Annotated in this window: 10 protein-coding genes; 8 read left to right on the top strand and 2 right to left on the bottom strand. The window is 68.4% G+C overall.

The genetic code is table 11. The features are described 5' to 3' along the window. Positions 1-18: 18 nt before the first annotated feature. Entirely contained in the window at positions 19-1,317 is a 1,299-nt protein-coding gene (aroA, locus tag ACQUQ0_RS11920; RefSeq protein ID WP_435185276.1) for a 3-phosphoshikimate 1-carboxyvinyltransferase, read from the top strand. A gap of 15 nt (positions 1,318-1,332) precedes the next feature. Here aroA and ACQUQ0_RS11915 read toward each other — a convergent pair whose 3' ends face one another. Continuing rightward, positions 1,333-2,676 carry an aspartate aminotransferase family protein gene (locus tag ACQUQ0_RS11915; protein WP_435185275.1) on the bottom strand — a complete coding sequence of 448 codons (1,344 nt, stop codon included), beginning with the start codon at positions 2,674-2,676 and terminating at the stop codon, positions 1,333-1,335. A gap of 104 nt (positions 2,677-2,780) precedes the next feature. Between ACQUQ0_RS11915 and ACQUQ0_RS11910 the strand changes: the two genes are divergently transcribed. From ACQUQ0_RS11910 to ACQUQ0_RS11880, 7 genes are all read left to right on the top strand, one after another. Continuing rightward, entirely contained in the window at positions 2,781-4,379 is a 1,599-nt protein-coding gene (locus tag ACQUQ0_RS11910; RefSeq protein WP_435185273.1) for an aldehyde dehydrogenase family protein, read from the top strand. Positions 4,380-4,481: 102 nt separating this feature from the next. Then, a complete protein-coding gene (gene aroC / locus ACQUQ0_RS11905; protein WP_435185271.1) occupies positions 4,482-5,633 on the top strand; it encodes a chorismate synthase in 1,152 nt (383 codons plus the stop codon). A gap of 323 nt (positions 5,634-5,956) precedes the next feature. Continuing rightward, a complete protein-coding gene (locus tag ACQUQ0_RS11900) occupies positions 5,957-7,852 on the top strand; it encodes a 2-oxoacid:acceptor oxidoreductase subunit alpha (RefSeq protein ID WP_435185269.1) in 1,896 nt (631 codons plus the stop codon). A 2-nt stretch (positions 7,853-7,854) separates the two neighbouring features. Then, entirely contained in the window at positions 7,855-8,790 is a 936-nt protein-coding gene (locus ACQUQ0_RS11895) for a thiamine pyrophosphate-dependent enzyme (protein WP_435185268.1), read from the top strand. A 159-nt stretch (positions 8,791-8,949) separates the two neighbouring features. After that, on the top strand, positions 8,950-9,378 hold the full coding sequence (gene lrpA1, locus ACQUQ0_RS11890) for an HTH-type transcriptional regulator LrpA1 (RefSeq protein WP_435185266.1): 429 nt from the start codon (positions 8,950-8,952) through the stop codon (positions 9,376-9,378). A 203-nt stretch (positions 9,379-9,581) separates the two neighbouring features. Next, positions 9,582-10,931: a DNA polymerase Y family protein gene (locus ACQUQ0_RS11885; protein ID WP_435185264.1), complete on the top strand. Its 1,350-nt coding sequence runs from the start codon at positions 9,582-9,584 to the stop codon at positions 10,929-10,931. Between the two features lie 95 nt (positions 10,932-11,026). Next, positions 11,027-12,826 (top strand): helicase HerA domain-containing protein, encoded by a 1,800-nt coding sequence (locus ACQUQ0_RS11880; RefSeq protein WP_435185262.1) that lies wholly within the window; start codon positions 11,027-11,029, stop codon positions 12,824-12,826. A gap of 32 nt (positions 12,827-12,858) precedes the next feature. Here ACQUQ0_RS11880 and ACQUQ0_RS11875 read toward each other — a convergent pair whose 3' ends face one another. After that, positions 12,859-13,620, bottom strand: a complete 762-nt coding sequence (locus tag ACQUQ0_RS11875; RefSeq protein ID WP_435185260.1) for a DICT sensory domain-containing protein — start codon at positions 13,618-13,620, stop codon at positions 12,859-12,861. Positions 13,621-13,654: the final 34 nt, after the last annotated feature.

Genomic DNA, 13,654 nt, shown 5'->3' with positions numbered 1-13,654 from the left:
CCAGCGCGAACGGACCGTATGGACGTCACCATCTCGCAGTCCCGCGTGGCGGGGCGCGTTCGCGCGCCGCCCTCGAAGAGCTACACCCACCGGGCCACCCTCGCCGCCGGCTACGGCGCGAAGGCGGTCGTCGCCGACCCGCTCGTGAGCGCCGACACCCGCGCGACGATGCGCGCGGTCGAGGCCTTCGGCGGCTCGGTCGAGCGCGACGGCGACGCGCGGCTCTCGATCTCCGGCTTCGACGGGCGTCCCGAGGTGCCGGACGACGTCGTCGACTGCGCGAACTCGGGGACGACCACGCGGCTCGTCACCGCCTGCGGCGCGCTCGCCGAGGGGCTCTGCGTGTTCACCGGCGACGACTCCCTCCGCTCGCGCCCGCAGGGGCCGCTCCTCGACGCGATCCGGCAGCTCGGCGGGCGGGCGGAGTCGACGCGGCGGAACGGCCAGGCCCCGCTCGTGGTCGGCGAGTCGATCGACGGCGGCGCGGTGTCGATCCCCGGCGACGTCTCCTCGCAGTACATCACCGCGCTCCTGATGGCCGGCGCCGTCACCGACGAGGGCATCGACGTCGAACTCGAAACCGAACTGAAGTCCGCGCCGTACGTCGACATCACGCTCGAAGTCCTCGACGACTTCGGCGTCGACGCGGCGAAGACCGACGACGGCTTTTCGGTCCCCGGCGGCCAGTCCTACGCTCCCGAAGGCGGCGAGTACGCAGTCCCCGGCGACTTCTCGTCGATGTCGTACCTGCTCTCGGCGGGCGCCGTCGCCGCGGCGGAGGGCGACCGCGTCCTCGTCGAGGGCGCGCGCCCGAGCGCCCAGGGCGACAGCGCGATCGTCGAGATCCTGGAGTCGATGGGCGCCGCGGTCGGCTGGGACCGCGACGCGGGCGAGATCGCCGTCCCGCGGGCGTCGCTGTCGGGAACCACCGTCGACGTCGGCGACACGCCCGACCTGCTGCCGACGATCGCCGCCCTCGGGGCCGTCGCCGACGGCGACACCGTCATCGAGAACTGCGAGCACGTCCGGTACAAGGAGACCGACCGCGTGAGCGCGATGGCCGAGGAGTTGGGGAAGATGGGGGCGTCGGTGACTGAAGAGCGCGATCGGCTGACCGTCCACGGCGGCGACACCGACCTCGTGGGCGCGCGCGTCGACGGCCGCGCGGACCACCGCATCGTGATGTCGCTGGCCGTCGCGGGGCTCGCCGCCGACGGCGACACCGTCATCGAGGGCGCCGAACACGTCGACGTGTCGTTCCCGGACTTCTTCGACGCGATGGAGTCGCTGGGCGCGGCGGTCGACCGCCACGAGTAGCGGGTCCCCGACGCCTCACTCGCCGGCTTCGACGGCATCGATCAGCAGTTCCACGCCGAGGTCGATCTCCCGCTCGGTGACGTCGAGCGGCGGCAGGAGCCGAATCGACCGGTAGCCGCAGCCCAGGGTGAGCAGGCCGCGTTCCAGCGCCGCCCGGATCACGGCGTCGCGCCGCTCCTTCGTCGGGAGGTCGAACGCGACGAGCAGTCCCCGGCCGCGGACGTTGTCGACGTCGGCCAGGTCGGCCTCGCGCAGGCGATCCATCAGCCGCTCGCCCCTCTCGCGGGCGTTCTTCAGGAGCCCCTCGGACTCGATGACGTCGATCGTGACAGCGCCCTGGAGCGCCGCGAGCACGTCGCCGGCCCCCCACGTCGAGGAGAGCCGCGACTTCTCCTCGGGGAAGATCTCCCGCCGGGAGAGCGTCGCGCCGACCTGGAGCGCCTTCGCGCTCGCGATCACGTCGGGCTCGAACGCGTAGTGGTCCGAGCCCCACCACTCCCCCGTCCGGCCGACGCCGGTCTGGATCTCGTCGGCGATCAAGAGCACGTCGTGGGTCTCGCAGACGTCGGCGATCTCCTCGGCGAACGCCTCGCTGGGGAAGCGGTAGCCGCCCTCGCCCTGGACCGGTTCGATGATCAGGTACGCGAGGTCGTCGGGGTCGACGTAGCCGCGGTCGGGGTCGAGCATCGAGCGCAGGCGCGAGCCGTCGCCGGCGAAGAACCCACACGAGCACGACTCGGCCGTGCAAGTCCGATCCTCGCAGTACGGTACGGCGTGGACGCCCGGGATTTCCGGGAAGTCCCGCCGGTGGACGGCCTTCGAGCGATTCAACGACAGCGCGCCGAGCGTCCGGCCGTGGAAGGCGCCCTCGAACGTGATGGCCTGTCCGGCCCCCTCCCGGTGGTCGTAGCAGATCTTGATGGCGTTTTCGACCGCCTCGGCGCCGGAGTTCGAGAGGAACACGGTGTCGAGATCGTATCCCGATCCGAGCTCCGTGAGCCGGTCCATCAGCTGGGTCGGTCCCGGCAGATCCGAGTCCTCGGGCGGCCAGCCCGTGCCGGCGTAGAAGCTCTGTCCGGCGATCTTGGTCGGCGACGGGAGGTCCAGCGCCGCCATCCTCTCGCGGACGGCCGGGTTGTTGTACCCCAGCGGCGACGAGGCGACGTGGCTCGTGAAATCTAAGAAGACGTTGCCGTCGACGTCGGTGCAGAAGGGGCCGATCGCCTCCTCGGTCAGGTCCCAGACGAACTCGTAGGCGGCCGTGCTCGGGGCCGCGACCTCGTGGTGGTGGGTGACCCATCGTTCGGCCTTCGGTCCGGGGACAGCATCGACGTCGGGTTCGACGACCGCTCGGTCCATAGCGGATGGTCGCCGCCGGACCGCATAACTCCACGGGCGGACGCGCCACTCGTCGTGTGCGGGCTGGTGTCACAGTTATGATGCCGCGGCCCCTCAGTTTCCGTATGCGTTCGCAGCCCTTCGAGAACGAACAGACGGCGTTCACCCACCGGCGGGAGGGAACGCTCGACGAATTCCACGACCGCTACGAGTCGGCCGTCGAGCGCGTGCGCGAGGACCTCGGGGAGTCGCACCCGCTCGTGATCGGCGGCGCGGCGGTCGAGCGCGACGAGCGGTTCAGCGTCGAGAGCCCCGGCGAGACGGACCTCCTCGTCGGCGAGTTCGCGAGCGGGGACGAGGACGACGTCGACCGCGCGGTCGCCGCCGCGACCGACGCCTTCGACGAGTGGCGGCACACCCACTGGCGCGACCGCGCGGCGATCTTCCGGGAGGCCGCAGAGCGCGCCCGCGACCGCCGGTACGAACTCGCGGCGATCCTCACCCTGGGAGCGGGGAAGAACCGGTTCGAGGCGGTCGCCGACGTCGACGAGGGGATCGACTTCCTGCGGTTCTACGCCCGCGAACTCGAACGCAACGAGGGCTACCGCCTCGACACCGGCGAGCCGACGCCCGGCCAGCGCTGTCGGAACGTCCTCGAACCGTACGGCGTCTTCGGGGTCGTCGGGCCGTTCAATTTCCCCTTCGCCATCTTCGTCGGGATGACGACGGGCGCGCTCGTCACCGGCAACACCGTCGTCGCGAAGCCGGCGAGCGCGGCCCCGCTGATCGCCCGTGAGACGGTCTCGCTCCTCTCAGACGCGGGCGTCCCGGACGGCGCCCTCAATCTCGTCACCGGCGGCGGCCGGGCCGTCGGAGAGCCGCTCGTCGAACACGAAGACGTGAGCGGCGTCGCCTTCACCGGCTCCCGCGCCGTCGGCAGAGAGATCGAGCGGAGCTTCGTCGAACGGGAGAAGCCGGGGCCCGTGATCGCGGAACTCGGCGGGAAAAATCCCGTCACGGTGACGGCCGAGGCCGACCTGGAGAAGGCCGTCGAGGGCGTGCGCTACGGCGCGTTCGGCTTCGGCGGCCAGAAGTGCTCGGCCACCTCCCGCGTCTACGTCCACGAGGACGTCGCCGACGCGTTCACCGAACGGCTCGTCGAGACCACCGAAGAGATCCCGGACCGCGCGCCCGACGATCCCGGCGCCGTCGTCGCGCCGCTCATCGATGAGGACGCCGTGGAACGGTACCGCGAGGTCTGCGAGACCGCCCGGGAGGTCGGGCGCGTGCTCACCGGCGGCGAGGTCGTCGGCGCTGTCGACGGCGCCGCCGGCCGGTACGTGCGGCCGACGGTCGCCGTCGACGTCCCGCACGACCACGACGTGGCGCGCGAGGAGCACTTCGTCCCCTTCGTGACGATCCATCCGGTCGGCGGTCTCGACGAGGCCATCCGGAAGTCCAACGACAGCGAGTACGGCCTCTGTGCCGGGCTGTTCTCCGAGGACGACGCCGAGATCGAGACGTGGCTCGACCGGATCGAGTCGGGGATGTGCTACGTCAATCGGTCACAGAGCGCGACGACCGGCGCGCTCGTGCAGGCCCAGCCGTTCGGCGGCTGGAAGGCCTCGGGCACGACGAGCAAGTTCGCGGGCGGCTACTGGTACCTGCCGCAGTTCATGCGCGAGCAGACCCGGACCGTCGTCGGCGACGCCGGGCCGTGGTGAGCGTGGCGTCTGAACGGTCCGTGGGGGTCGAACGCCCCGTCCGTGGCCGAGACCCGCCACTTTCTGCAACGTATATATGGACGGAACCACGACGGCGAGGTAATGAACGGCAACCGATTCGGCCGGCTCTTCCAGGTCACCACCTACGGCGAGAGCCACGGCGACGCGATGGGCGTGACCGTCTCGGGCTGTCCGGCGGGGCTCGAACTCGACGAGGACGACGTCCAGGCGGAACTGGACCGGCGGAAGCCGGGACAGTCGATGATCACGACCTCGCGGGGCGAGCCCGACGCGGTCTCGATCAACTCCGGGATCCAGGACGGCTACACGACGGGCACCCCGATCGGGATGGTCATCGAGAACAAGGACGCCCGCTCGGGCAAGTACGAGCCGTACGTCACCGCCCCGCGACCGAGCCACGGCGACTTCACCTACTCGGCGAAGTTCGGGACGCGCAACTGGGGCGGCGGCGGGCGCTCCTCCGCGCGGGAGACGGTGAACTGGGTCGCCGCCGGCGCGATCGCGAAGAAGGTCCTCGAAACCGAGGGCGTGCAGGTGAAGGCGCACGTCAATCAGATCGGCGACATCGAGGCCCCCGAGGTCACCTTCGAGGAGATGCTCGAACACACAGAGGAGAACGAAGTCCGGTGTGCCGATCCCGAGACCGCAGAAGAGATGCGCGAGCGGATCGACGAGTACCAGCAGGAAGGTGACTCGATCGGCGGCTCGATCTACTTCGAGGCGCAGGGCGTCCCGCGCGGTCTGGGCGCGCCGCGGTTCGATTCGTTCCCCTCGCGGCTCGGCCAGGCGATGATGTCGATCCCGGCGACCACCGCGTTCGAGTTCGGCCTCGGGAAGGAGGCCCGCGAGTGGACCGGCAAGGACCGAAACGAGGACTGGGAGTTCGACGACGAGGGCAATCCCGTCCCGGAGGGCAACAAGCACGGCGGCCTCCAGGGCGGCATCACCACAGGCCAGCCGATCTACGGCGAGGTGACCTGGCACGCCCCCACGTCGATCCCGAAACAGCAGAGGACCGTCGACTGGGAGACCGGCGAGGAAAAGGAGATCCAGGTCGTCGGCCGCCACGACCCCGTGTTGCCGCCGCGTGCGGTCCCCGTCGTCGAGGCGATGCTGAACCTCACGATCCTCGACTTTATGCTCCTCGGCGGGCGGATCAACCCCGATCGGCTCGACGACCAGCCGGGCGAATACGACACCGACTACCACCCCTCCAGCCCCGAAAACGAGTAAGCCTCGGCGGCGGTCGGATCCGATGTGGAGAGAAGGTAATACGATAATATCGGACAAAAACCGAATACGTCCGCAATGTTCGGATTGCCCCGGCGACCCCGGCCGCTTGTAGTTCTGTTCCGTCGGGACTCGACATCTACTCTAAACAAACGTTTGCAATGAGTACTATCAGCCAACATTGTACTATCAGATGCAAATATATCGCGCCTTTCGTCCATACATTTGGTCTATCATCATCTTTCCTTGGTAACGTATAGCAAAGGCTTTAATCGAGTCCTTTCGAAAGTGTTCGGTAGTGGCCCACGCGGGCCGTGAGCTCAGATATGACTGACGACGAACTCATCTGGCGAATCGCGGGTGGTTCCGGAGACGGGATCGCCTCGACGAGCCAGAACTTCGCTAAGGCCCTGATGCGAGCGGGCCTACACGTATTCACGCATCGTCACTACCCGTCGCGCATCCGTGGTGGTCACACCTACACGGAGGTCCGCGTCTCCGAGGACCCCGTGAAGTCCCGCGGTGACGGGTACAACTTCCTCCTCGCGCTGGGCGACTCCTTCGCCCGGAACCCCCAGGAGAACGCCTACTACGGCAACGAGGAGGTAAAGCCGCTGTCCGAGAATCTCGACGAGCTGAACGAGGGCGGCGTCATCGTCTACGACTCGGGGCTCCTCGACACCGGGGACATCCCGGACTTCGACGAGCGCGTCGAGGAGAACGGCTGGCACGTCTACGACATCGACCTCCGCACGATCGCCCGCGAACACGGGCGCGAGGTCATGCGGAACACCGCGGGCGTCGCCGTCACCTGCGCCATCGCGAACATCGAGCCCCGGGTCATCAAGAGCCTGATGGAGGACACGATGCCCGAGAAGGTGTTCGAGCCGAACATGTCGGTCTTCGACGACGCCTACGAGACCGTCCAGGAGGAGTTCGACGCCGACGCCCCCGACATCTCGGTGCCGGAGGGCGACCACGACGGGGACCAGGTCCTCATCTCGGGCTCGGACGCCATCGCCTACGGCGCGCTCGACGAGGGCTGTCGGTTCATCGCGGGCTACCCGATGACCCCCTGGACCGAGGTCTTCACCATTATGTCGCAGAACCTCCCCGAGGTCGGCGGCATCTCAGAGCAGGTCGAAGACGAGATCGCCGCGGCCGCGCTGGCGCTGGGAGCCTCCCACGCCGGCGTCAAGGCGATGTCCGGCTCTTCGGGCGGCGGCTTCGCGCTGATGTCCGAGCCGCTGGGCCTCGCGGAGATGACGGAGACGCCCGTCGTCCTCGTGGAGGCGATGCGCGCCGGCCCATCGACCGGGATGCCGACCAAGCCCGAACAGGCCGACCTCGAACACGTCCTCTACACCTCGCAGGGCGACTCCCACCGCGTCGTCTTCGCGCCCGCCGGCGCGGAGGAGGCGTACCGCCAGACCCGCCGGGCGTTCCAGATCGCCTACGAGTACCAGATCCCGGCGATCGTCCTCTACGACCAGAAGAACGGCGGCGAACTCCAGAACGTTCCGGCCAGCGTCTTCGACGAGGAGCCCAACCCCGACCTCGGGTCGGTCGTCACCGAGGCTGAGCTCGCGGACGCGCCGCACGACCCCTCCGGGAAGTACAACCGCTTCCAGCACGACGTCGACGACGGCGTGAGCCCCCGGTCGATCCCGGGCCAGGAGGGCGGTCGCTACCTCGCGACCGGCAACGAACACATGCCCGCGGGGCACATCTCCGAGGACCCCGACAACCGCGTCAATCAGGTCGACCGCCGGATGGAGAAGATGGAGGCCATCCGCGCCGACCTCGACGCCGACGAGGGCACGAACGCCCACCACGGCCCCGAGGACGCCGAGTACGGGATTATGACGTTCGGCTCCCAGCAGGGGACCGTCGAGGAGGCCGTCAACGAACTCAACGAGCGGGGACACTCGGTGAAGTCGCTGGGCGTCTCCGAGCTCGCGCCCTACCCGGTCGAGGAGGTCTCGGCGTTCATCGAGAGCGTCGACGAGGTGCTCGTCGTCGAGATGAACGCCTCCGCGCAGTTCCGCGGTCTGACCCAGAAGGAACTCGGTCGCTACGGCGAGAAGCTCTCGAGCCTGCTGAAGTACAACGGCAACCCCTTCGAGCCCGACGAGATCGTCGACGGGTTCGTCACGAGCATCGTCGAGGACGGGACGCTCCCCGGCCACGAGACCAAATTCGTCCCCGCAGCGAGTGACTAACAATGAGCGCATTCAGTGCAATCGGTGAAGACGTCGAACGCGACCGCAACGAGTACACCCCCGGCCTCGAACCCCAGCCCACCTGGTGTCCCGGCTGCGGCGACTTCGGGGTCCTGAAGGCCCTGAAGGGCGCGGCCGCCGAACTCGGCCTCTCGCCCGAGGAGATGCTCGTCTGCACGGGCATCGGGTGCTCGGGCAAGCTGAACAGCTACTTCGACAGCTACGGCTTCCACACGATCCACGGCCGCTCGCTCCCGATCGCGCGGGCGGCGAAGCTGGCGAACCCCGGCCTGACCGTCGTCGCCGCCGGCGGCGACGGCGACGGCTACGGGATCGGCGGCAACCACTTCATGCACACGGCCCGGGAGAACCACGACATCACCTACATCGTGTTCAACAACGAGATCTTCGGGCTGACGAAGGGCCAGACGTCCCCGACGTCGCCGAAGGGCCACAAGTCCAAGACCCAGCCCCACGGGTCGGCGAAGGATCCGATCCGGCCGCTGTCGATGTCGCTGAACGCCGGCGCCTCCTACATCGCCCGGACGGCCGCCGTGAACCCGAACCAGGCCAAGGAGATCATCGTCGAGGCCATCGAACACGACGGCTTCTCGCACGTCGACTTCCTCACCCAGTGTCCGACCTGGAACAAGGACGCAAAGCAGTACGTCCCCTACATCGACGTCAACGACTCCGAGGACTACGAGTTCGACAACACCGACCGCTCGGAGGCCTCCGAGATGATGTTCGAGACGGAGAACGCGCTCCACGAGGGGACCGTCCTCACCGGCCGGTACTACGTCGACGACCGTCCCTCCTACCAGCAGGAGAAACAGCGCATCGGCGAGATCCCCGACGAGCCGCTCGCGGAGCGGTACTTCGACGACGACTACGAGTGGGAACGCGTCTACGACACGTTCCTCGACAAGCACAAGTAACGCCTCGCGACCGCAAATCGGCGGACTGCGGCCCCCCGGCGTGGAGAGTTCCCGGCCGGATTCCGGCGTTTTGACGCGCCGCGGCCGACGCATTTCATCCTCGCGAGTTCGCTTTGTTTATTCGGAAGGTATTTTTTCTATCGACCAAAACGTACGAGTATGGAGACCACATCGACGGAGGGGCGCATCCTCGACGTGCTCGAAGAGGACGCCCAGGCGTCGTACTCGGAGATCGCAGAACGCGCGGACGTCTCGAAGCCCACGGTTCGGAAGTACATCCGGAAGATGGAAGAAGAGGGGATCATCGTCGGCTACTCCGCCGACGTCGACCCCAAGAAGCTCTCGGAGACCTCGATCGCGCTCGTCGGGCTCGACGTCTCCTCGGAGCGCTACGTGGAGGCGACTCGCGAGCTCAAGGACCTCGACGCCGTCGAGTCGCTGTACACCTCATCGGGCGACCACATGCTGATGGCGGAGGTCCGCGCCCGCGACGGCGACGCCCTCGGCGACGTCATCTCCGAGACGATCCTCTCGATCGAGGGGATCACCGCAGCCCACCCGTCGTTCCTCCAGGAGCGACTGAAGTAAGGCCGCCCGCGCGACCGAGCGACGCCCCACGTCCGTCGATCCGTCGAATCCACTTTCACTCCGGTTTGGGAACGCTATAGTTGCCTCCCCGCCTACGGGCGCTCGTCCGAACGGATTCCCGTGATGGTACCCGACCGACTCCGGCCGCCGTCGTCCGCGGAACCGCGGGCCGCGCCCGTCGTGGACCCCGGCGAGGTCCGACGATGAGCGGCGAGACCCTCCCCGGCGTGAGCACGGAGCCCTCCTCGCGGATCATCCTCCACGTCGATATGGACTGCTTTTACGCCTCCTGCGAGCGCCTGCGGGAGCCCGCACTCCGCGGGGAGCCGGTCGTGGTCGGGATGGGCTACGAAGCGGGCGAGACGTTCGGGGCGGTCGCGACCGCGAGCTACGAGGCCCGGGAGTACGGCGTCGAGAGCGCCCAGCCGATCTCGCAGGCGCTCGAACGGCTGCCGCGCGCAGCGGAGGCGGAAGCAACGGCCGAGGGAAACGAGTCGGAGTGGGGATCCGAGTCAGAGTCCGAGACCGATGCCGACGCGGTCGGCCACTACCGCCCGGTCGACCTGGAGTTCTACCGCGAGGTCGCCGGTGAGGTGAAAGAGATCCTCCACGACTCGGCCGACGTCGTCCGGGAAGTGAGCATCGACGAGGCGTACCTCGACGTCACCGACCGCACCTCCTGGGACCGGGCGCCGGACGGCGAGCGGACGCTGGCCGAGGGGTACGCCCGCCACGTGAAACAGCGGATCGCCCGCGAGGTCGGCGTGCCCGCCAGCGTCGGCGTCGCGCCGAATATGTCGACCGCGAAGATCGCCTCCGACCACGACAAACCCGACGGCCTCGTCGTCGTCGAGCCCGGACGGGTCGCGGAGTTCCTCGCGCCGCTCCCGGTCGAGTCGGTCCACGGGATCGGCCCGGTGACGGCCGACCGACTCGGGGAGATGGGCATCGAGACCGCGGGCGACCTGGCCGACGCGGATCCCGCCGAACTCCGGTCGGCGTTCGGCTCCCGCGGGCCCGAACTCCGCGACCGCGCCCGCGGCGTCGACGACCGCGAGGTGACGCCCACGGGCCGGCCGAAGAGCCTCTCGCGGGAGTCGGCGTTCGCGGAGGCGACAGAGAGCGCGGCGGAGAAGCGCGAGCGGGTCGCGGCGCTGGCCGCCGACGTCGCCTCGCGGGCGCAGAATCGCGGGGCGACCTACCGGACCATCGGCATCAAGGCAGTGCTGCCGCCGTACGACATCAACACCCGCGAGCGGTCGCTCTCGGGACCCGTCGACGACCCCGATCTGGTGGAGTCGGTCGCCCTGGAGTTGCTCGCGGAGTTCGAAGACGACCCCGTCCGGAAGCTCGGCGTCCGCGTCTCGAACCTCTCGTTTGCGGACGGCGAGCAGGCCCGGCTCGACGGGTGGGAGGGCGCTGAGACCGCGGAGACTGCGGAAGCCGCGGAGGACGGCGGTCGCCAGTCGGACGAGCACGACGGTCGGCGCCGGACAGGACGGCCGTCGGGTCGGGGCCAGGCCTCGCTCGATCAGTTCGACGAGGGCGAGTAGTCGCCGCCGGCGACGCGCTCTCGGATCTCCGCGGCGTCAGACGTGCGTCACACGGGGAGAAGGAACTATGCCGCGGGAGGGCGACGACCCGATAGATGACCGAGGACACCGAGACGATCGCCGTCGCGAACGTCAGCGAGGGGCCGGGCGGCGACGGGCAATCGGCGCCGGGGACGCCCGTCGAGTTGCCCGTCGTCGACATCCTCACCGGACGCGGCTTCATCACCGGAAAGTCCGGGTCCGGGAAGTCGAACACGGCCTCGGTGGTGATCGAGAACCTCCTCTCGAACAATTTTCCGGTACTGATCGTCGACACCGACGGCGAGTACTACGGACTGAAAGAGCAGTTCGAGCTGCTCCACGCCGGCGCCGACGAGGAGTGCGACATCGTCGTCAGTCCCGAGCACGCCGAGAAGCTGGCGAACCTCGCCCTCGAACAGAACGTCCCCATCATCCTCGACGTCTCGGGCTACCTCGACGACGACGAGGCCCAGGAGCTCCTGACCGCGGTCGCGCGCCACCTCTTCGCGAAGGAGAAGAAGCTCAAGAAGCCCTTCCTGATGCTCGTCGAGGAGTGCCACGAGTACATCCCCGAGGGCGGCGGGATGACCGAAGCGGGCAAGATGCTGATCAAGATCGGCAAGCGCGGCCGCAAGCACGGCCTCGGGATCGTCGGCATCTCCCAGCGGCCCGCCGACGTCAAGAAGGACTTCATCACGCAGTGCGACTGGCTCGTCTGGCACCGGCTCACCTGGAACAACGACACCAAGGTCGTGGGTCGGATCCTCGGCTCGGAGTACGCCGACGCGATCGAGGAGATGGACGACGGCGAGGCGTTCCTCGTCACCGACTGGTCCGAGTCCCTCCGCCGGGTGAAGTTCCACAAGAAGCAGACCTTCGACGCGGGCGCGACGCCGGGACTCGAAGACTTCGAGCGCCCGGATCTGAAGTCCGTGGACGGCGACCTCGTCTCCGAGTTGCAGGACATCTCCGACGAGAAGGCGCGTCGCGAGAGCGAGATCGCAGACCTCAAACAGGAACTGGAGAAGAAAGAACAGCGAATCCAGCAGTTGGAACGGGAACTCGAAGAGGCCAGGGACCTCTCACAGATGGCCGAACAGTTCGCCCAGGCGATGTTCCAGACGGCCGAAGCGCCGTATCGCGGCGGCGACGGGCGGAATCTGAACCGCCCCGAGGAGCGCCAGGCGGCGCTCGATCAGTACGACGCGGCCGCCGCGGACGGAGCCGTCGAGGAGTCGGCGGCGACCGCTGACGCGGCCGAGACCGACGCCGACGCCGACGAGGAGGAAGCGGTCACCACGGCCGCGGCGGCCGCGTATCCCGGACTCGATACGGACATCGAGGTCGGCGACGACGGTCACGTCGGTCCCACAGACGCGGGTGTCGAGCCCGAGCGGGCCCACGAGCACACCGCGGGGCTGACCGGCCGCGAGGACGTCATCGAGCGCCTCCGCAACGTGATCGCGTCGCTGCCGCCCGCCTCGCGCCGGATGCTCGCGTTCTACCGCGAGATCGAATCCTGCGACCCCGTCGACGCCCACGTCGCGGCCGGCGAGGTCGGGGACAAACAGCTCGCGTACAGCCGGAACGGCCCGCTCCGTCGCGCCGGCTTCGTCGAACACGTCGGGCGGGGCCGCTACGCCTACGCGCTGCCCGACCTCGTCCGGTCGGAGTTCGCCGATCGGCTCTCCGAATCGGAGCTCCGGGAGGTCGTGACCGCGGTCGAAGCGGCGTTCCGCCCCGATCTGTCGGATCACCTCGACGAGGGGCGGAACGGGAGCGACGACTCAGCGGCCGCCGACGAGAGCGAGGAGATGGACGACGACGAGGAGGCGTCGAAACCGACGCTCGACACGCCGGTCGCGGAGAAGTGAGTCCGCGGCCGCGACCGTGACGCGACCGCGGCTCACAGATGTTTCTCGATGTACCGATTCAGGTCCTCGACCACCGACTGGCGGAACGTCCAGAAGCCGACCCACTCGTTCGGCGCCTCTTCGAGCGCGAGCAGCGCGACGTGTGAGTCGGCGTCGCGGTCCTCGGGCGGCGTGTAGACCACGAACCACGACTCCCTGAAGTCCTGGCTGTAGCCCGCGTGGATCGTGATGCTGGAGTCGGGGTCCGGTCGCCATCCCGGCATTCCGTAGACGTGGACGTCGACGGGCGATTCGTCGAGCCGCCCGTAGACCTGGTGGGTCCCGACCTCGTCTTCGATCCGCGAGAGGTTCTGAAACGACGTCCGGAGCGTCCCCTCGCCCTCCTCCCAGGCGCGCCGTTCGATGTACCGGGAGATCAAAATCAGGAGCAGCTTCTCCGAATTCGACTCGGGGTACCCGCGGAGGTAGAAGGGGATCTCGTCGAGCTGTTCCAGCGCCTCGGGGAGTTCGATCTCTTCGAGGTCCCGGGTCCCGGTGATGAACAGATCGGAGTTGATGAATAAAATCGCGTCCTGGAGGTCGCTCAGGGGGGAGCTCGCGAGGACCTGATCGTCCTCGACGACGAGCACCTGATCCGCCTCGGCGTCTGGGAGTTCGATCTCGCTGACGTCGATCGAATGCTCTCCGAAGAGCCCTTCGAGCATATTCTGCACCGGATTGGGCGCCGTCCGGTTGAGGACGACGAGCGACCGATCGGGGTCTTCGGCCGCGCCGAGAAACTCTCGGAGCGTCATACACCACCTATGTGAGTCACCAACACGGGTAAAG

This window comes from Halobellus sp. EA9, from assembly GCF_051195055.1.
In the GTDB taxonomy this organism is placed as follows: domain Archaea; phylum Halobacteriota; class Halobacteria; order Halobacteriales; family Haloferacaceae; genus Haloquadratum; species Haloquadratum rubicundus.
Note: the sequence above shows the minus strand (reverse complement) of the source record. Positions and strands in the feature narration are given on the sequence as shown.